Origin of the sequence: Sulfitobacter sp., assembly GCF_039977885.1 — a bacterium.
Classification (GTDB): domain Bacteria; phylum Pseudomonadota; class Alphaproteobacteria; order Rhodobacterales; family Rhodobacteraceae; genus Sulfitobacter.
The window spans coordinates 39,933-59,153 of record NZ_JBDWCI010000012.1 but is presented as its reverse complement, the minus strand read 5'-3'; the positions used below and the strand labels follow the sequence as shown (position 1 = coordinate 59,153).

The window sequence follows — 19,221 nt, the reverse complement described above, 5'->3', positions numbered from 1 at the left end:
CTCAGGTTTGGCGGTTATAACTTTGCACAAGCCGCTCTGCCGGAGTGCCCGCAGCATAGCGCAGCAAAGTCCAAAGATTACGCGCACCGCGCCGCAGCCATCCGTCGCGACGGTATTTAGAGGCCGAGGTCACGGCCTTTGCGTCCAAGGCCTGCAAACGCCCGCGCAAGCGACGTGCAAGGTCGACGTCCTCCATCAATGGCTGATCCGAATAACCGCCCACTTCCAGATAAAGATCGCGCGGCACCAGCAATCCCTGATCCCCGTAGGGCAATCCGAAATGGCTGCGTAGATTGGCCCAGCCGGCAACCAGCATCGGTGCCAGCCCCTTTGCATCAAAAGCAAGGCGGAACCATCCTGCATCTGTCGAACTTTCCAAATGCGCGGCGACAGCTTCGGCCCAGCCTTTTTCCAGAACCGTGTCGGCATGCAGGATCAAAAACCACTCACCCTGTGCTGCTGCAACGCCGCGCCGCAATTGCCCGCCCCGCGACGCCGCACCGTCAATCACCTCTGCGCCCCAGGCCTGCGCCACTGCCCCTGTTGCATCGGATGATCCGCCATCACTCACGATCAACTCGCGGATGAGCCCTTGGTCAAGTCCTTCCAACAACGCATTAAAACACCCTTTGAGCGCCGGTTCGGCGTCCAACGTGGGAACGATCACTGATATCCGAGCCCGCATGGCACCTCATCTACTACATGCCCCTGTAAAGCGGGACGTTAACTGTTATATTAATAGTGTCGCCAAAAGGATACCCCGATGACCCAATCTACCCGTCAAATCTTGCGTCTTTCCGGTGCAGATACCCGAGATTTTCTGCAAGGATTGATCACCAACGACATCGCACTCACTCAAAAGGGCCTTGTCTATGCTGCTTTGCTCACACCGCAGGGGAAGTATATAGCCGATTTCTTCTTGCAGGCCGATGGGGACGACATCCTGCTGGATGCGGATGCGGCACAGGCGGAGATGTTGGTGCAGCGGTTGTCGATGTATAAATTGCGCGCCGATGTGACCATCACGCCGACCCAGCTCTACCTGCACCGCGGCACTGGCCCCGCGCCAGAGGACGGTCTAGCCGATCCCCGCCACCCTGCCCTTGGCTGGCGCGCCCTGCGCGACACTCCGCAAAGCGACGAAACAACCGACTGGGACGCGCTTTATGTCAGCCACATGATCCCGCGCAGCGGCGCAGAACTGACCCCGGACAGTTTTATCCTTGAAATGGGGTTCGAGCGGATTTGCGGCGTGGATTTCCGCAAGGGTTGTTATGTGGGGCAGGAAGTGACTGCGCGTATGAAGCACAAGACCGAGCTGCGCAAAGGGCTGGCCAAAGTGGCGATCACAGGCGATGCCGCCTTTGGCACAGCAATCGTGTCAGACGGCAAAGCCGCCGGCACATTGCTCAGCCGCGCGGGGGATGAGGCACTTGCCTATTTGCGCTACGAGCGTGCCACAGGCGAGATGCAGGCAGATGCTGCCACGCTCAGGCGTATTGACGACGCATAAGGACGCACCACGCATAAAAAAAGCAGCCCCGCAAATCGGGACCGCTTTTAAATTCCGGCAAAGCCGCGCTTAGGCGCGCTCTACGTATTCCATCGTTTCTGTGTTCACGATGATATCCTCGTCCTGCCCTACGAAGGGCGGCACGGATACTTTGACACCGTTATCAAGGATCGCAGGCTTGAATGAATTGGCCGCGGTCTGGCCTTTCACCACTGGCTCGGTCTCGGCAATCTTGCAGGTCACTTTCTGCGGCAAGGCGGCGTTGATGGCCTCTTCTTCGTAATATTCGACCACAATCATCATACCATCTTGCAAAAACGGGCGACGCTCGCCCAGCAGATCGGCAGGCAGCTGTACCTGATCATAGGTATCGGTATCCATCAGAACCAACATGCCCGCGTCTTCATACAGGAACTGCTGATCTTTTTGCTCCAAACGCACGCGTTCGACCTTATCCGCGCTGCGGAAACGTTCGTTGAGCTTGGAACCGTTGCGCAAGTTCTTCATCTCGACCTGAGCAAAGGCACCGCCCTTTCCCGGTTTAACATGATCGACTTTGACAGCCGCCCACAAACCGCCGTTGTGTTCAAGCACGTTTCCGGGGCGTATCTCGTTTCCATTGATTTTTGGCATGTGTCAAAACTCTAGCAAAAGGTTGATGATTTGTTAGCCGCTCCTATATCTTGTGAGGTAACCACGCGCAAGGAGCCCTATCTGGCATAGGCATGCCCCCTAAGCTATGCACATAAAGCATAGATGCCATGCATAAACAGGGTATCCGAATCAAAGCTTTTCTGTCAGAAGGGGCGAACGCCGAAATGACAAGAGCAAGAATAATGGAAGGACGACGAGTTGAAAGATTTCGTTGATGGCACGGCCTTTAATAATGAACAAGGTAACCGCGCCCGCAAACTCTTTGCTGCCGTAGTACTTGCGGCACTTGATGATGCAATCGCAGACGACAAAAAATACGGCAACGGTCCTGAGCAAATCGCCCGCTGGGCACGTTCACGCGATGGCCGCGAAGTACTCAGCTGCGCCGGCATCGACCCGAACGAACGCGTTGTAACCGGCCTGATGGACTTTGTTGGCAAAGGCGTACGGACATCCGTTGCCCTGTCGCGTGAAGAATCAGAACGCCGCAATGCTGCACAGCAGGCCGAAGCGGCTTAAACCCGCCCCAGCCTAAGACCAATAAAAAAGACGCAGCCTACGGGCTGCGTTTTTTTTCATCTACCAAAGACAAACACCCAAACAGATGTGACCGAAAACTCTGCAACCAGCAAAAGCCCGGCCACAATCCCAAGAACCCACCCCGGCCGTAAAAGCCATAGCCGGACAGCAGCCGCAGCGGTAAGCGCCGCCTCGATCGGGCCAATCCAATCGGCTCCGTAATTCCGGTTCCAATAGCTGAACGGACTGTCGAACACCCAATTCGAGATCGGCCAGAAATGTGCCCGCCCGTCGTTGTGGTGCAGTGGAAAATCCAGACTAAGATGCAGCAACGCGGCACCCGCGAATGCCACACTCGCAGCGCTATGCCGCCACAATGCCAGCGCCAGGATAGCCCCCCAGACAAAGAACGAGTTATCGATCGCAAAAATTGCCTGCCAGCTGTCCGAATAGTAAAGTTCGCGAAACACCACATCGGGCGAAATACCAAATAGATACATCGCACCGCCTGCCAGCAGATAAAGCGACATATCAGGCACAAGCGCCCCCGCCAAAGCAGCCCAGATCACCCCGCGCCGGCCCTTTTTGCCAAAGGCGGCAGCGCCAATCAAAAGATGCGCAGGTGTATTCATGAAATGGCTTTTCCTCTGGCGATGTTTGCGCCACCTTGCCCCTGAAATTCGGGGAAGGCAAACCATGGCAAACGCAATCATGTTACAGGGCACCGGCAGCAATGTCGGCAAATCCATGATCGTCGCAGGCATCCTGCGAGCGGCGCGCGCACGTGGCCTGACCGTGCGCCCGTTCAAGCCGCAAAACATGTCCAACAATGCCGCCGTGACCAGCGACGGCGGCGAGATCGGGCGCGCTCAGGCCCTACAGGCAAGGGCTTGTGGCGTTGCGCCCCATACGGACATGAACCCGATCCTGCTGAAACCGCAAACCGCCACAGGTGCGCAGGTCATTGTCCAAGGTCAGGTTGCAGGCCATCAAGAAGCCCGTGACTTTGGCCGAAACAAGCAAACTCTGATGCCTGCTGTGTTGGATAGTTTTCACAGGTTGGCACGTGAATGTGATCTGATCGTGGTCGAGGGGGCCGGCTCCCCTGCGGAAACGAACCTGAGGGCGGGCGACATTGCCAATATGGGCTTTGCCCGCGCGGCAGGCGTCCCGGTGATCCTGATGGGCGACATTGACCGTGGCGGTGTGATTGCCCAGATCGTCGGCACGCAGGCGGTCCTGTCAGAGGCCGATAACGCGATGATCAAAGGGTTTTGCGTGAACAAATTCCGCGGCGACCGCAGCCTGTTTGACGCGGGCCGCGATGATATTGCCGCGCGCACGGGGTGGCCCTCCCTTGGGGTGCTGCCCTGGTTTGACCATGCCGCCCGCCTGCCCGCCGAAGACGTGATGGACCTGCCCGCGCGGGCGCGATCTGGTGGGGACGGATTGGTTGTCGTCGTTCCGCAATTGCCGCGTATCGCAAATTTTGACGACCTCGATCCGCTGGCCGCCGAGCCCTCAGTCGATCTGCGCATGATTGCCCCCGGCACGCCCCTGCCCTCTGATGCGGATCTGGTGCTATTGGTCGGCAGCAAATCTACCATTGCTGATCTTGCTGCCCTGCGCGCTGCCGGTTGGGACATTGATATAGCCGCGCATATCCGGCGTGGCGGCCATGTGATGGGTCTATGCGGCGGGTATCAAATGCTGGGCCGTAGCATTGATGACCCCAATGGGATCGAAGGCCCCGCAGGCCGCGTGCAAGGTTTGGGGCATCTGGATGTCGATACAGTGTTGGCCCCTGTCAAAAACCTGTCACTGCGCGAAGGTGTGCATCTGGACAGTGGCGCAGAGCTCAACGGTTATGAAATTCACATGGGTGAGACCCTAGGCCCTGACTGCGGCGCGCCATGGCTGCGTTTGGGCATTACGGATGAAGGCGCAAGCAGCCAAAATGGCCGCGTGCTGGGGTCTTATCTGCACGGGATTTTTGCATCAGACAGCTTCCGCGCGGCCTATTTGGCCGGATTGGGCGCGACGTCGTCGGTCGCCTTCGAAGACCGCGTGGAAGAGACACTCGACGCGCTTGCCGCGCATATCGAGGCCTATTTCGACCTCGATACCCTACTCTTTGCCGCAACCGAGGTCGGCGGCTGAGCCTTACTCCAGCTCTTGAGCCGTCAGGGCGCGGTGAATTTCACGGCGCACCAGTTTGCGTACATTCCGCGTGATCCGCTCTCCTAAAGCGCCTTGTAGTTCAGCGCGTACGATTTCGCTGACCAAATCGCGCAGGGCTTCTTCATCAAGAAGCTGATCCTCAGCGCCAAAAGCAGCGGAAGGTGCCGTGCTTTGTTCTTCGGTTTCGGGGGGCGTATCCGCAATGTCCTCAACAGCTTCGACATCATCCAGAACAGGCGCACCAAGCGCATCCAGATCAACGTCATCTTCCCAGGCCATGGCTACAGCATCCGCTGGCACAAGGTCTTCTTCCTCGCTGCCATCGGGCTCCCACTCTTGCTGGGTACCACTCACCGCGGCCTCTAGTGCGGCGATCTTGGCTGTCAGTGGCAGAACCGAGATATTGCCCGTGTCACCGTAAAGCTCGCGCGCCGGTACGAATGTCGGCGTCGCCGCCTCTACCTGCGTATCGTCTTCGTCTGTCTCAGGGGCGTTGTCTTCGGGAATCGAGGCTTCTTCCTCTGCGCGCATACGTTCTTGCGCCTCGATATCAAAACCGGCGGGGGAATCGGCCAGGTCTTCGTCGTTCCAATAGCTTTCGTCGGAATAATCGCTTTCAGCGCCTTGCGCTGCTTCGTTTTCCAGCGTGTCCTGCACCAATGCATTCACTGCATCCATTGCGGCACTTTCTTCATCGTCACGCGCGCAATCGGCTTCCGCTGCCTGCGGGAACAGCATCAAAGGTGCCTCATCCGCCTCTGCCTCAGGTCCGTCAGGCAAATCGGATTCGTCCTCCATCCAAGTCTGCCGCGCAACAGCGCCCAGATCGAGAGGGGCGGAGTCTTCAGTATTTTCAGGTGCCTCCGTCGGCGTATCCTGAACGCGTAAAGCAGAGGTCAAAACCAGACGGTCGGACGCTTCAGCAGGGGCATCGCCTTTTGGCGCTGCCGCTTTAAGGTCTTTGAATACGATCTCATCGGAGCCTTCGACCTTCGGCGCTGTGTCTTGCTTTGCGGAGGCTGTGCGCAGCCCCGCTAGCGGACGTTTATCCTCTGATACCAATCGGCGGATCGAAGACAAAACATCTTCGACCTCTTCATTTGTGACGGCTTTTGACATTTCTCACCACTCTCTGCTCGGGGACAACGATAGCCCGCGAATTAGATTCTCACAATGGGGCGCAAATCATTGAAGAGTATAAAATTCGTCTCACGCTTCCCGATTGGGGAAATTTTTCGCATATAAAAAAGGGCCACCCGCCGGGCAGCCCAAATTCTCATTAGATCATGACAAAACTCAGTTTTTCTGGAGCCGCTTCAGCACCCGATCAAGCTGCGCACCTTGTTTGGAGCGCGCTGTCGGGCTGTCTTTGACGAGGTTATAATACTCGGTCACATCATACAGCTGCACCGGCAAACGCAAATCACGTGCAGTCAACTGCCCCGTCGACGACAACACTGCATAGGCGGCATTATGCAAAAGTGTTTGCGCCGCGATCTGGCTTGCGCCCGCATCCAGCAAGGATTGCTCGGCATCAAGAACATCCAATGTTGTCCGTGCGCCCAGTTTCGCTTCCTCGCGGATACCTTCAAAGGCAATGCGCGCGGAACGGACCTGCTCTTCGGAGGCCGCAAGGGATGCGCGGGCCGCACGCAGCTGCGCATAGGCATTGCCCACGCTCTGCTCGACATTACGCAACACGGTATGCAGGTTGCCCCGCGTCGCATCGCGTTGCGCTTGCGCACTGCGTACAGCCGAAGACAACAAACCACCCGAATAGATAGGCCCGCCAGCGACAATGCCAATCGACGCAGAGCTGGTGTAGTCGCTGCTTTCGAGGTCACTGCTGAGCGTCGCGGAACCTTGCGCGCTTATTGTCGGGCGCTGCTGCGCCTGTGCTGTCCGAATAGAAAGTTCAGCGGCTGAGACCTGATGCTGAACGGCCCGCAAATCAGGGTGGCGGCGCAAAGCGAATGCCTTGGCCGTGTCTACATTCGCCTCGATCTTCGGCAAACTACGCGTCGCTTCAAGGTTGCCGGGCGCACGCCCCGTCGCATTGCGGAATTCCTCAACCGCCGCAACAAGGTCACCTTGTGATGTCGCCAATCCGCTGCGGGCCTCGGCAAGCTGTGCCTCGGCCAATGCAACATCGGTACGCGTCACTTCACCTACTTCAAAGCGATTCTGCGCGGCACGTAATTCCTGTTGAAGCAAACGCACATTGTTCTGGCGCAGCGATACGAATTCTTTGGCTTCGATAACCCCGTTATAGGCCTCCACCGCGCGCAACAGGATCTGCTGCTCGACGCTGATCAATGCCTGCCGCGTGGCTAGAACCGTCTCCTTGGTCGCTTCAATATTCAGTGAGGATGCTCCGAAATCATACAAAAGCAGCTCTGCGATCAAGCTGCCTGTGACATCAAGGCTGTCGCTGTCAAAAGACGTGGAAGAGCTACGCCCCTGCCCAAGGGTCTGGGTAATATCTGCAGTCCAGCGCACGACAGGCTTTAAAGCAGCCCTAGCCGCGGCCACATCTTCGTCCGCAGCCCGCAAAAGCGCCTGGTTTTGGGCAAGTAATCCTGAGCTTTTATAAGCGCTGACCAATGCATCAGCCAATGTTTCAGCATGCGCCCCCGGGGCCAACACGACGGTCAACACCACGGCAACGCGCCCTGCCCGCTTGATCTTATCAAACAGCATTTCAAATCCCCTTAGCCGCATGGATGGTTCCTTGCTATCACAGAATCATAATTCAGGTGCCAGCGCAAATACCCTGCACTTAAAAGGAGAACACTGTGTCTTTTTGGAAGCCAGGCAAAATGGGTGCCGACGCATTAAAGCCCAAACGCCAGTTTACCTTACCCGCACGCTTGCGCCCCAGCCGAACCTCACCAAGGGGACCGTCCATAAAGAGCGCAGCAATCCGCCCTCCTTCTTTGAGCTGATCAGTCAGCGCCTCGGGCACTTGCGCAACTCCGCCCTGCACCAGGATCACATCATAAGGACCATGCTGCGGCGCGCCCTCGGCCAATTTTCCGGAATGCACAACTGCATTATCCGCGCCTGCCGCCATCAAGGCATCAACAGCCTCTCGCGCCATATCCTCGTCCTGCTCGACAGCTACAACAGCCTGCGCCATTCGCGCTGTTACGGCTGTTGAGTAGCCATATGCACACCCCAGATCGAGCACCAGCTCATCATTCCCGATCGCCAGGAAATCCAGCATCTTTGCAAGGGTACGCGGCTCGAGCAGCACCCGCCCCTGGCCCAGATCAAGGTTTTCACCAACATAGGCGGCCTCGCGTTGCGTCGACGGCACAAAATCTTCGCGCGCCACATGAAGCATTGCATCAATGATGGGAAACTTGGTCACATCAGAGGGGCGCACTTGCGTATCCACCATCATGGTACGTCGTTTGGAAAAATCGGTCATAGGAGAACGCTCTATCATACAGAATCCGGTTACGCCGCAATGTGCCACAACCCCGCCCCATCAGCAACGCCACATCCGGCCCATCTACACTTGTGTGAATACAGCGCAAATATCCCCCATCTTGCCACTTGCAGCCCCGCCCTCACCTGTTTATAGCAACACACGGCGGCGAGTTGGCGGAGTGGTTACGCAGCGGATTGCAAATCCGTGTACACCGGTTCGATTCCGGTACTCGCCTCCATTTAAAAACAATCACTTACATCACTCCTTGCCGTGTTTGTGGCCCCGCGTTTACAGGGGCGTTTACATTTTTGTGTCTTGAGACAGTGATTTTGCTCGATTGAGCTTGCGCAGAACCGCATCGCTTTCGTCCGGGCTAACCTGCGCATAATGCTCGATTACCTGCGCCGCGTAGCGAACCGACCAACCCATCAGAACTGCGATTTGGCGCAAAGACAGATCGGCATTCAGCAATCTTGTCGCCGCCGTCCCGCGCGTGTCAGACAGAGTCTTCTCTCTGCCGTCGATCCAAGGGGGAATCTGAGCTTCGCGCCGCCACTTGGTAATCTGGTTCGATGCCCAACGGGCCGTCAAAGGCCTGCCAAGCTCTGATACCAGCAGCACATCTTGGCCCTCCGGCGTCTCTGCAATCAGTTGCTCAAGGGCTGAAGTGGCGGGGATATATGCGATCTGGCCGCGCTTACTGGTCCTGAAACGAAGGCGCTTGCCGTGCGGCGTGTCTTCGAATTGGTCCATTTTGACCTGAACCAAATCGGCCGCTCGCAAGCCGGTTTCGCATCCGGCGATCAGTATCCTCTGGACCCACTTGGGTGCATGTTTGTTGAACTGAGAGATGTCGCCGCTAGTCCAAATGATTTCTGTGCGGTTCGATTGGTAGAGCTTTTTGAGCTTGTGGCAGTGATGCTCTTTCAGCTTCCCCTCTTCCACCGCCCAATTGAGGACGCGCGTCGCATGGGTGCCCGCCATATCGTGCTGCTTGGGCGAATGAAGCCACTTCTTGCGCCAATTGTTAACCTCGCCCCGCGAGGCGCGTTCTTCGAACATCGCGACAGGATCTGCACCAAACTCCTCACGGAACAACTCCAGCCATTTGCGGATATCCGCCTTTGAACGCTCAGCCTTGGGCAGTGACGCACTGGACAGAAAATCGTCGACCAAGTGAGTCGTCAGATATTCGGCCGGGCTCACGGGCGCACCGCACTGCGAAAACGCATAGAAAAATTCGGGTTCCTTTGGGTTTGGGTCCGTCCCTTCCCAAAATTTAGGGCCACCCCGCCAAGCATAGAAATGGTAGCGAACACCGGACACGACCTTGCGCCGGACACGGTGGACGCCCTTGGGGAGGTTATTTCTGGGCACGACGCGCTCTCCGCTGTGCAACGAGGCTCGGTTGCGAAGTGGCCTCGCGTTCTGCCGCGCTGATGCCCTGAACAGCATCCAATCGCGCGCGAATGAGTTTCGGGTCATACCACCCGCGCCGCCCTGGCACCGGAGCGATACCCGTCCTACGGCAGAAGTCATAGAAGGACGCGCTCGGCTCACTGTAGCCGAAGAGAAGCGCAAGCTCTGGGGTCGGAATCAGCTGAATATGGCTTGGGCTCATTTTTCCGCACTCTCACCCACGGCTTCTTGCCGCGACATGGCTGCCCGCAAACAAGACACCACCTGAGCGCCTTGTGAGCGCAAGTTCCGCACAGCCTCCTCTTCGAGCCAAGCTTTCACGTCCGCTGGAAGGTTAAGTTTGAACTGGGTTGTCTTCATATTTACACCTCAACAAAAGGACATAAAATGTCCATATCATTGGGGACAAATATTGTCCATCATGGAATCATGAAAGAAGAAGCCTTGGTCCAATTCAAACTCTTGCTTCCCGCCGCGCTCAAGAAGCGTCTGGAAACGCATGCCACACTGAACCGGCGCAGCCTGTCTCAGGAAATCGTCGTCGCTCTTGAGGAGAAGTACCCGGCTGCAGAACCGGATGCGACATCCGATCCAGCGGCCCGGATGCTGTTCTGGCTTGCCAAGCGCATCCGCAGGAGAAACCCAAAGCCAGGGACGCCAAGGGATAAACAAGCCGCCCTTTATGAACGCATTGCGGGCGATATCGCGGAACGTATGAAGGACATCGGCGAATAGCCTTAGTAGGCCACCCACTCATATCCATGGTTGCCTTCGTGATCTTCCCATTCGACACCGACCCCGCGACGCCAGCTTGAAGACGAACAGCGTCGCGTCGGCAGAACCCATTGTGGGGCGGCGGCTGGTGTCGTGCGGTGCCAGCCGAATTCGCCCTGCGTGCCGTAGGTTCCGAGGCGCATGTTGTAACTCTCAGAACAATCATCGTCGCGGCCACGTTCGCGATGGCTGTAGCGCCGAACATCCCAAACACGGATCGAGCGCACAAAATCGAATTCCAGACCACTGATGTCGATATCGGCACCGTTTTCGACCAACTGTGCCAGAATGACTTGGGCGAGCTGCTGACCTGATTGGTTGCTGGCGTCCCAAATTGTTGGGGCCCTACTTTGCAAAGGCGCGCGCTGAGAAACACCCATCGGACAACGCCAGATTTGCAACGGCGGCTCAATTGGCCAGGGCGTGATCCGGCGGATAAACACGGCACGGGCATGGGCACATTCTGCTGAAGCTGGCCACCCACCAGCCAGGCAAAGCAGAATAGCGCAATCAACTTGATAGGCTTTTGCCGCTTGTGGAGCCACGGTTGAAAGAAGAGCCACGACAGCTCCGGCGATCCAATTTCTGATAAGTCTGCACCACATATCAATAAATGCCTTATGTTTACATTACTGCACTATTGATATGCTACTCTTAACCTCAATCTTTACACCATATGCGAGCATGCCCTTTGTGAGGCTCTCGCGCGTTTTGTGGAATATATTCCGTAGAGTGGTTCTGGTGATCTGGCCGAATACAGGCCATGAAATTGAGGGAACAAGTAGGGCTAAACATCCGGAATCTAAGAAATTCCAAAGGTATGAGCCAAGAACAACTAGCTTTGGCTGCGGACGTGGACCGCAGTTACATCAGCGAGATCGAACTCGCCAAGAATTCAGCATCAATCGATATTCTGGAGCAGATTGCGCTTGCCCTCGATGTTGCCCCGAAGGAATTGTTTAACGAGAGGGGCTAGTTTTGCCCGAACTTGAGAGTGTTCGCACCACGGCCGAAGCCATCGGTCGCATTACGTGTATCAAGACTGGCGAAGAAATCGGTCTGCTGTATCAGTGGGATAACGGCGAGACGCAGGCAGCGTTATACGATGGCGGCCCTCCTGAAATACCACTTTGCTCAGATCATTCCACTGAAACAGACACTTTCTTAGAACCCAGAGAGTAGCCCAAAATCCCTGAACTCGCTGATGCTGTGACTTTCACAAGTAGCTGCAATCCACAGGAAACGGATCCAGCAGTCTGACGACATGCTTGATAAGCACCTTAGGATTCGATTTTGAGGTGTAATTCACAGGATGAAAATATCGGCGTTGGATTGCCGCCTTGGAACTGATCAGAGCACTTCAAGTCTTGAAGGTCGAAGATGCGCTTCATAGGGTGAATTCAATCAAGAAAGGGGGGTATGAGACTGGAAAACGACAATGGGAAAGTTTTAAGACTCGATAATCTCTTAGCGGAACTGCGCAGCTTCTCCAGCCACGAGAAGATTGAATTTTTAGCTAGCAAAGGATTGGGAGACGCAGAAGACCTCCGAACAGGAGAGCACAGACCTCCACTCATAATACCCAAGCGCTTCTACGAACATGCTTCGGGGCTACTGCGTGAAATCGAAATTGTCGCGCAAAGTTTAAACCAGCAGCTTTCGTACGCGGAAGGCGTCAGCTCGCTCGAACGGCGAGATAGCAGCAGCCTAGTTCTCGGCGAGATCTTTCTAGAGCGCGAAGAATTCCCCATAGTTCGAGGAAGTTTGCGGTTAGTTCAGCATCGCCCCATCATCTCGAGCGTCTCAGTAGTTACAGCACAATTCCTTCAGAGAGTTGATAAAAGACATGTTGTCATAAGGGAAAACCACGGGGATTGGGGATACCACTTTCACTACTGCGACGCGAAGAAGAAGCGCTCTGATACTATTTTCAGCTTCAGGGAAAAATTGAACAAGAATGGCAACAAAGTCGTTTTCCACGAAGGTCATGCCGAAGGGAAAAGTGCTTTTCACGCCAGGGTGGATCTCTGGGGGCGCAAAAAGAAGGAGAGTGCTTACAGCGCTTGCTTAATGGGGGTTGGGAAATTCACGCTAGCCGATTTCAAGAAACCTGGAGCGAGCGCTGAGACCTTATGGCCAATTCCATAAGGAAGCAGCTGGTTTTCCCAAGCTGAGGGTGGCGACTGCAATGGGCTGACAGCCGTCATTGTTTGCTATGGCACTGAATGCCAATCCGTTTTGGCGCGTGAGATATTTGATGCCGCCTTGGTGAAAGGTCCTTTTATGCTCATTGAAAGCGGGTTTCATTCCTTCATACCGCCCTGTATTTCCAGAACGCGCGCGTAGTCTCCACTGACCACGCGCGCTTGCTCGAAGACCTCTCGCCTCTGCCGATCTAGGCAACGGAAGTACCGCTCGACATCGGTAAAATACGTCTTCGCATCGCGCCTCAGCAAGTAAGCATAAGCCCGTACGTCATCGGGATCAGTAGGCATCCAGGGCGGCGCAGGCGGCAGGCAAGAGCCCGCAATCGCGGCAGATCCCCAGCTCACCACGACCATAACCGCCAATGTTTGTTTCAAAAGCGCCATATTATCTTGGCTCAGCCACTCCGTTGCAGTAAATTCGTTTCAACGCATAAAGGTTGCAACAAAGCAAATTGCACCCATTGATTGCAAGATTATAATATTGTATCGGTTCGGTAGTCCATGAGGGACTGCCGGGCCAATGCACAATTCTGCAAGGCTCGACCCTATGAATTTGATGCAAGACGCCCCTAATGTTGTCAGTGAAGACGGGCTGCGCACGCTGCTTGCCGAGGGTCATTCGGCGGATGTTGTGTGCCGGGTTACGCCCAAACGTACAGGTGCTCAGTGGTCCGGAGTTTGGACCGTGCATTGCGTCTCGCCAGATGGCGAGACGCGTCGCCTGCTCGTTACCGCGCGCAACAATATGGTTGCCCGAGAGTTCAAGACGATCAACGGCTTATCCAGCTTCCTTGCGGGCCTTGGTGTTTCGATCGTCTCGATCCCGATGCTCGAGGGCAAGGTCGCCTCTCACAAGTTGGACGAGGCTGGCTAAGCCACTTGCCGTCCTCGCAGCATTCTTTGCTGCACCCGCCTATTCTGAAGGCTTTGTTCTTTCCATGCGGGCTGATGGCCAGCTGGAAACCAAATCACCCCAATCAGGTTTTGCGCAAAGCTATGTCGACGGGATTGGCGCAAACCCGCCAGAGCTGATCGTTTTCGCAGCGCCTGAGCCGGAGACATCGCCTCCTGCACCCGCCCGCGCAGTTCCCCGCCCCGAAATCCGCGCAGCACTTGAAAGCACCGCACATCGATATGGCGGGCACCCGGCGTTGCGTCGCGCAGGTCTGTCGGTGACGGAATGGCAGGCCCTCTTCCAAGCCAATATCGAGATTGAAAGCGCTTATCGCCCGAACGCGCGTAGCTCGGCAGGCGCGATCGGCCTTGGGCAGTTGATGCCCGCAACGGCCGCGCAGCTCGGCGTCGATCCGCACGATTGGCAGGCCAACCTTGACGGGTCCGCCCGCTACCTTCTGATGATGCTGGCGCAGTTCGGCACGCCCGAACTCGCGCTCGCTGCCTATAACGCGGGGCCAGACGCGGTCGCGCGCTATGGCGGCATTCCTCCCTACCGAGAAACCCAAAATCACGTGCGCCGGGTCATGGCTGTGCGTGACCGACTGACTGGAGCCTCCTGATGCACATTCAATTCCGCACGATCCTGTCGCTGGCTCTGGCCAGTTTGATGATTGCCAATCCCGCACTCGCGCAAAGCATCGACCTCTCGCCGGTGCAGAACCTTTTGCAGGGCATCGTCGACACGATCACCGGCCCCTTGGGCATTGTGATCGGCACCTTGGCCCTGATCGGTGTGTTCCTCTCCTGGCTGTTTGGCATTCTGGATTTCCGCCAAGCCCTTTGGGTGCTGGTTGCCATTGCAGGCATCGCAGCTGCGCCGACCATCGTGACAGCCATCTGGGGCGCGTAACTCCGACATGGCAACACAAACCCGCCTCTTCCTCGGTCTGATCCGGCCGCCAAAGCTCATCGGCTTGCCGATCATGTATGCCATGGTGTGGCTCTTCGGGTTTGTGTTGCTCTTTCTGTGGGTTCAAAGCTGGCCGGTGATCATCATCGCCGCTCTGGCCTATCCCGCGCTGTGGAAAGCGGCAGATTGGGATCCGGCGTTTCTTGAGGTGATGGTCACCGCCCTACAGGAAACGCCCCCGACGCCAAATCGCAAGATCCATTCGGGGGACAGCTATGCTCCATGACCCCTCGGATGATCTTGCAACGCTGCCAGACTGGGCGCGCAAAGAGCGCCCGATAGCCAGCATGCTGCCTTATGTCAGCCTTGTGAATGACGTGACGATCCGCACACGCGGCAATGCGCTGCTCCAGTGCATCCGCCTTGATGGCGTCAACAGCATGACCAGCGATGACACACATTTGGAGAAGATCCGCGCGCTCTTCGCGGCGATCATCGCGCAGATTGGTCCAGAGTACAGTTTCTACGTCCACAAGGTTTCAAAAGCGATCGAGACCGCCTTGCCACCAGTGCCCAACGAGGGGTTTGCCCAGACGCTAGACAACCGCTGGCAAGCGGCCATAGCGCAGGCGGGCCTTCGGGACAAGACGCTCACACTCACGGTGCTGAAACGTCCTCCCCTCGGCGCGCGGCTGCGCCTGAAGCGCTCAGGCTCAATTGCACAGATAAAAGACCAAACAGCCAAACAGCTGCGCAAGCTCAAGGAGGTCGTCGGGTTTCTCCTGTCGTCGTTTGCCGAGATGAACCCGCGCCTACTCGGCGCTGAAAGTGGCGAACTACTCGGGTTCCTCGGGGCGCTCAATATCGGACAGGAGCGTCCGCTCTTCGCAAAATCCCGCTTTGGCGTCATTGCCGAGGATGTAGCAAACACGCGCGTCACGTTTCAGGGGCGAGGCTTTACGCTCGACGATGGGACGGCGGGCAAGCGGTTTGGCACTAGTTTTGCGATCAAGACCTATCCGGCCAAAACCAGTTGCACCATGTTCGATGAGCTGAACCTGCCTGTCGACATGGTGGTCACGCATTCCTTCACGCCTATCAACAGCAACATCATGGCCAGTCGGATCAAGCGCCAACAGCGTCTGATGAAGGCCAGCGATGATGGTGCGATTTCCCTCGCCGAAGAACTGATCGACGCGCTGGATGATCTGGAATCCAAGCGGCTCAGCTTTGGCGATCATCACATGACGGTCACGCTTTTCGCGGAGACCGAGGAAAAGCTGGAAGCAATCGCCGCCGAGGTGCGCAACATCGCGGCCAGTGAAGGTGTTAATCTTGTAAACGAGAGCTTTGCGGCGCGAACCCATTATTTTGCGCAGCATCCGGGCAACGGGCAAATGCGCAGCCGCAAGGCCGCCATCACAAACACCAACTTTGCCGACCTAGCAGCGCTGCATCGCGGTCAACTGGGCAAACCCGGACGCAAAGTGCCTTGGGGCAAGCCGATCACCCTGTTTCCAACGCCGGAGCGTTCGGGCTTTCTGTTCAACTACCATGAGGCGGGTCAGCCAGACAAAGAGCCGACGGGCGGGCACACCTTGATCCTCGGCCGCCCTGGCTCTGGCAAGTCGGTGTTATCAGCTTTCCTCATGACCCAGGCCCGTCGCTGCGACGCGCGTGTGTTCGTGTTCGACTATCGCGCGGGCATGGAAATGGCGGTCCGGGCCAATGGCGGGTGTTACAGCGCCATCAAGGCAGGTGAAGCAACCGGCCTGAACCCACTGCGCACCGAAATCGACGGGCGCGGCCAAGCCTGGCTATCCGATTGGTTGGCCACGCTGCTACATCGTGCCGACAAGCCCCTGAGCCCGGTCCAGATCAACCGCATTCAAGAAGTGGTGCGCCAGAACGCCGGAGCCAGCGATGCCGCCCTGCGCAACTGGCAGGATCTGGCCTCGCTCTTTGTGGCGGGGGCAGACGAAGGGGATCTGTTCGAACGGATTCAGGAGTGGACCGCTGAAGGCCGCTACGGTTGGATTTTTGGGCAAAGTTCTGAAGATACCTTCTCGCTCGATGGTAATTTCGTCGGGTTCGACCTGACCGGCATTCTCGACAGCGAAAGCGAGAAAGAGCGCATGGCGGTCCTGTCCTACCTGTTTCGGCGGGTGGAGCGTGTGATCGAGGACCGCCAGCCGACGTTGATCATCATCGATGAGGCCTGGAAGGCGCTCGACAATCCGTATTTCGCGGATCGGCTCAGCAACTGGCTGGTCACGGCACGCAAACAAAACGCGGTTGTCGTGATGATGACCCAATATGCGAGCCAGCTTGAGAAGACCCGCACTGGCAAAACGATTGTCGAGGCTGTGCCGACGCAGCTCTTGCTTCCCAACATCCGCGCCTCGGCCAGCGATTACACCATGCTGGGCCTTACCGAAAAAGAGCTCAGCGTCTTACTCGGCACGGGCAGCAATTCTCGCCTGGCGTTGGTGCGTGACGATCAAGGCTCGGTCGTGATCGATGCCGATCTAAGCGCCCTTGGCCCCTACCTCACGATCCTTGGCGGCATGGAAAAAGGCGAAGCGCTCGTGGGCGCGGATTACCGCCAGAACCCGGATTTTTGGAGACAGATTGATGCGTAGACTTTGCGTTCTGACCCTCACCCTTCTTACCCTGACAGCCTGCGCGGAGTACCGGCCGTCGGAAGCTGACTGCTTTAACTCCTTTGCCGAGGTCAGCCGCAGCAACTGTAATTTCGAGCTGCTCGGGCCGATTGGTGGCCTCCGTGAATAAGCACCGCCTGCATATCCTTGCGGGTCTGGTGTCGCTCGCCGCGCCAGTGGCCTTTGCCCAGGGCGTGCCCACATTTGATGCGGGCATGTTCTTCCAGCGCGAGCGCGTGTTGCAGCAGGGAGAACTAGATCTGGCGCTGCAGCGGGATCGGCTGACCAAAGAAGAAGAGCTTGAAGAGCTCGAACAAGAACAACTCCAGGCACTGGAAGACATCCTCGATGCCACGACGTTGGCCAGCGGGAAATCCGGCGCAATGGTCGCAAGCCTAGAAGCTGGTTCATCACCTGAAAGCGCCGCAGACACGCTCTATGGTTCGGTCGACCCGAACCCAGGCGCAGCCCAGATGTTCGGCGATGCCTCGGGATCGATTGAAGAGCTGATCATTCGTGCCGCGCAAGAAACGCACCACATGTCCGGCGTGCGCGCTGCCGGTCTGTCGCCCAAGCAATGGCGCTGTCTGTTGCAGGCGCTGATCTGGCAAGAAAGCCGCTTCACCATCGGCGCGCGTTCCCCTGTTGGCGCATTCGGCCTGACCCAGATCATGCCCGGTACGGCGCAGGATCTCGGGATTTATCCCGCCTATTATGAAAACCCCTACATCCAAGTCACCGGCGGCGCGCGCTATCTCGCGCAAATGTTGACCATGTTTGACGGCAACATCATTCACGGATTGGCGGCCTACAATGCCGGTCCCGGCAACGTGCAGCGCTACAGCGGCGTGCCTCCTTTTGCTGAGACCCAGCACTACGTTCAGGTGATCCCTCAGCGTTACAATCTCTACCTTGCACGCGTGGGCGGCGTCGACGCGCTTGGCACCATTGATCCAGTTTTGCTCGCCAACTCCACGATGAGCCTGACCTCTTTCGGCGCAGGGCTCTACGGCGATTACTCCTTGGTGTCGGTGCAAGCCGCCGCGCTTCGGGTGCGGGACATCATTACACGTATTGGCGAGACAGATGACATTCACGCGGCCATGTCGCTCAACACCTACGCGCGGGCAGAACTCGCCCGGCTGATCGCAATCCGCACGCGCCTCAAGGCCGCCCATACCCGCCCGCTTAGCGCGGCAGAGCTGGCCATGGCGGCCGCGCAGGCCCGTGAACAAGACTTCATGCAATTCGATCTGGAGGCCCTCCGATGATCCGCTTTCTTTCTACCGTTGCCACTTGCGCGTTGCTGGTTGCTTCCCCCCTTTACGCCCAAGGCGTTCCCACCGTCGACACACGCAACATCGCCCAAGAAATTCGCCAACTGCAGCAGATGCTGGAGGATTTCGGGATCCAGACCGACCAGCTCGACACGCTTCTCGAACAGCTCGATCTAGTGCAGCAGCAACTCGACAAGCTCAACGAGACCTACGCAGCCCTGACCGGCGCGACGGACATCATCGACATGGCCATGGGCGGCGACCTTGACGGCCTCCTAGACCAAGAATTTGGCGATCTCCTTGGCACCATCCGGCAAATCCAAAGCGGCGATTTCAGCGGCCTGATCGGCAACGCCGCACCCCAGATGGAAGGCCGCATGACACAAGCGCTTGAGGATGCAGGATTTGACCAAGATACCCTCTCCGACATGGCCAGCAGCGGCAATCCGGGGGCTGAGCGCATAGCTAGCCAGGTGGGCACCGGGGCGGTGATGTCGGCGGCCGCTGAGAACAGCTATGACGAAGCCGCGCAATCCCTTGAACGGGTCGAGCAGCTGGTCTCGCTAATCCCCGACATGGAAACGCTCAAGGCAGCAGTCGATCATAACACCCGCGTCACGGCCGAGCTGGCCATCGCCATGACGCGCATGTGGGAGCTCGAAGCCATTCAAACCGTCGGCGCGGGCCAATCCGGCGTGGTGGATGCCGCCACCCTGGCCGAAGAGCGCCGCTACATGGACTTTACCCTGCCAGACCTGCGCGCGGACTGAT

General features: G+C 57.3%; 21 protein-coding genes and 1 tRNA gene. 14 read left to right on the top strand and 8 right to left on the bottom strand.

The window, feature by feature from the left end; translation table 11 throughout:
- Window position 1: 1 nt before the first annotated feature.
- On the bottom strand, window positions 2–685 hold the full coding sequence (locus tag ABJM03_RS08705; protein ID WP_348417001.1) for a TIGR04283 family arsenosugar biosynthesis glycosyltransferase: 684 nt from the start codon (window positions 683–685) through the stop codon (window positions 2–4).
- Window positions 686–763: 78 nt separating this feature from the next.
- Between ABJM03_RS08705 and ABJM03_RS08700 the strand changes: the two genes are divergently transcribed.
- On the top strand, window positions 764–1,513 hold the full coding sequence (locus ABJM03_RS08700) for a folate-binding protein (RefSeq protein WP_348417000.1): 750 nt from the start codon (window positions 764–766) through the stop codon (window positions 1,511–1,513).
- 69 nt (window positions 1,514–1,582) lie between these two features.
- Here ABJM03_RS08700 and efp read toward each other — a convergent pair whose 3' ends face one another.
- Window positions 1,583–2,146 (bottom strand): elongation factor P, encoded by a 564-nt coding sequence (efp, locus tag ABJM03_RS08695; RefSeq protein WP_348416999.1) that lies wholly within the window; start codon window positions 2,144–2,146, stop codon window positions 1,583–1,585.
- Between the two features lie 219 nt (window positions 2,147–2,365).
- Here efp and ABJM03_RS08690 point away from each other — a divergent pair, with 219 nt between their 5' ends.
- Entirely contained in the window at window positions 2,366–2,686 is a 321-nt protein-coding gene (locus ABJM03_RS08690; protein ID WP_008228933.1) for a DUF6280 family protein, read from the top strand.
- Between the two features lie 56 nt (window positions 2,687–2,742).
- Here ABJM03_RS08690 and ABJM03_RS08685 read toward each other — a convergent pair whose 3' ends face one another.
- Complete coding sequence (locus ABJM03_RS08685) at window positions 2,743–3,318, bottom strand: cobalamin biosynthesis protein CobQ (protein WP_348416998.1); 576 nt, start codon at window positions 3,316–3,318, stop codon at window positions 2,743–2,745.
- Between the two features lie 64 nt (window positions 3,319–3,382).
- Between ABJM03_RS08685 and ABJM03_RS08680 the strand changes: the two genes are divergently transcribed.
- Window positions 3,383–4,846: a cobyric acid synthase gene (locus ABJM03_RS08680; RefSeq protein WP_348416997.1), complete on the top strand. Its 1,464-nt coding sequence runs from the start codon at window positions 3,383–3,385 to the stop codon at window positions 4,844–4,846.
- Between the two features lie 3 nt (window positions 4,847–4,849).
- On the opposite strand, the gene ABJM03_RS08675 is transcribed toward ABJM03_RS08680, so the two are convergent.
- The 3 genes from ABJM03_RS08675 to ABJM03_RS08665 all read right to left on the bottom strand — a co-directional run bounded on the left by ABJM03_RS08675 (window position 4,850) and on the right by ABJM03_RS08665 (window position 8,300).
- On the bottom strand, window positions 4,850–5,986 hold the full coding sequence (locus tag ABJM03_RS08675) for a hypothetical protein (RefSeq protein WP_348416996.1): 1,137 nt from the start codon (window positions 5,984–5,986) through the stop codon (window positions 4,850–4,852).
- A 177-nt stretch (window positions 5,987–6,163) separates the two neighbouring features.
- A complete protein-coding gene (locus ABJM03_RS08670) occupies window positions 6,164–7,567 on the bottom strand; it encodes a TolC family outer membrane protein (RefSeq protein WP_348416995.1) in 1,404 nt (467 codons plus the stop codon).
- Window positions 7,568–7,646: 79 nt separating this feature from the next.
- Window positions 7,647–8,300 (bottom strand): protein-L-isoaspartate O-methyltransferase, encoded by a 654-nt coding sequence (locus ABJM03_RS08665; protein WP_348416994.1) that lies wholly within the window; start codon window positions 8,298–8,300, stop codon window positions 7,647–7,649.
- Window positions 8,301–8,467: 167 nt separating this feature from the next.
- Between ABJM03_RS08665 and ABJM03_RS08660 the strand changes: the two genes are divergently transcribed.
- Window positions 8,468–8,541 (top strand) — tRNA-Cys (locus ABJM03_RS08660).
- Between the two features lie 62 nt (window positions 8,542–8,603).
- Here ABJM03_RS08660 and ABJM03_RS08655 read toward each other — a convergent pair.
- The gene (locus ABJM03_RS08655) at window positions 8,604–9,509 is read right to left on the bottom strand and encodes a tyrosine-type recombinase/integrase (RefSeq protein ID WP_348416993.1); all 906 of its coding nucleotides are present in this window, start codon (window positions 9,507–9,509) and stop codon (window positions 8,604–8,606) included.
- A gap of 600 nt (window positions 9,510–10,109) precedes the next feature.
- Here ABJM03_RS08655 and ABJM03_RS08650 point away from each other — a divergent pair.
- Entirely contained in the window at window positions 10,110–10,457 is a 348-nt protein-coding gene (locus ABJM03_RS08650; RefSeq protein ID WP_348416992.1) for a hypothetical protein, read from the top strand.
- Between the two features lie 2 nt (window positions 10,458–10,459).
- Here the strand turns inward: ABJM03_RS08650 and ABJM03_RS08645 are convergent, their stop codons facing one another.
- Window positions 10,460–10,876 (bottom strand): hypothetical protein, encoded by a 417-nt coding sequence (locus tag ABJM03_RS08645; protein WP_348416991.1) that lies wholly within the window; start codon window positions 10,874–10,876, stop codon window positions 10,460–10,462.
- 383 nt (window positions 10,877–11,259) lie between these two features.
- On the opposite strand from ABJM03_RS08645, the gene ABJM03_RS08640 reads away from it, so the two are divergent.
- From ABJM03_RS08640 to ABJM03_RS08600, 9 genes are all read left to right on the top strand, one after another.
- Window positions 11,260–11,472 carry a helix-turn-helix transcriptional regulator gene (locus ABJM03_RS08640; protein ID WP_035920163.1) on the top strand — a complete coding sequence of 71 codons (213 nt, stop codon included), beginning with the start codon at window positions 11,260–11,262 and terminating at the stop codon, window positions 11,470–11,472.
- A 443-nt stretch (window positions 11,473–11,915) separates the two neighbouring features.
- Complete coding sequence (locus ABJM03_RS08635; protein WP_348416990.1) at window positions 11,916–12,644, top strand: hypothetical protein; 729 nt, start codon at window positions 11,916–11,918, stop codon at window positions 12,642–12,644.
- A 606-nt stretch (window positions 12,645–13,250) separates the two neighbouring features.
- A complete protein-coding gene (locus ABJM03_RS08630; RefSeq protein ID WP_348416989.1) occupies window positions 13,251–13,577 on the top strand; it encodes a hypothetical protein in 327 nt (108 codons plus the stop codon).
- 64 nt (window positions 13,578–13,641) lie between these two features.
- Entirely contained in the window at window positions 13,642–14,220 is a 579-nt protein-coding gene (locus tag ABJM03_RS08625; protein WP_348416988.1) for a lytic transglycosylase domain-containing protein, read from the top strand.
- A complete protein-coding gene (locus tag ABJM03_RS08620; protein WP_114885057.1) occupies window positions 14,220–14,510 on the top strand; it encodes a TrbC/VirB2 family protein in 291 nt (96 codons plus the stop codon). Before ABJM03_RS08625 ends, ABJM03_RS08620 begins: the two co-directional genes overlap by 1 nt.
- A 7-nt stretch (window positions 14,511–14,517) precedes the next feature.
- Window positions 14,518–14,796, top strand: a complete 279-nt coding sequence (locus ABJM03_RS08615; RefSeq protein WP_024096577.1) for a VirB3 family type IV secretion system protein — start codon at window positions 14,518–14,520, stop codon at window positions 14,794–14,796.
- On the top strand, window positions 14,786–17,152 hold the full coding sequence (locus tag ABJM03_RS08610; protein ID WP_348416987.1) for a type IV secretion system protein B4: 2,367 nt from the start codon (window positions 14,786–14,788) through the stop codon (window positions 17,150–17,152). The genes ABJM03_RS08615 and ABJM03_RS08610 overlap by 11 nt, the downstream gene beginning before the upstream one ends.
- Window positions 17,153–17,388: 236 nt before the next feature.
- Window positions 17,389–18,444 carry a lytic transglycosylase domain-containing protein gene (locus tag ABJM03_RS08605; protein WP_348417571.1) on the top strand — a complete coding sequence of 352 codons (1,056 nt, stop codon included), beginning with the start codon at window positions 17,389–17,391 and terminating at the stop codon, window positions 18,442–18,444.
- Window positions 18,441–19,220 (top strand): type IV secretion system protein, encoded by a 780-nt coding sequence (locus ABJM03_RS08600; protein WP_348416986.1) that lies wholly within the window; start codon window positions 18,441–18,443, stop codon window positions 19,218–19,220. The genes ABJM03_RS08605 and ABJM03_RS08600 overlap by 4 nt, the downstream gene beginning before the upstream one ends.
- Window position 19,221: the final 1 nt, after the last annotated feature.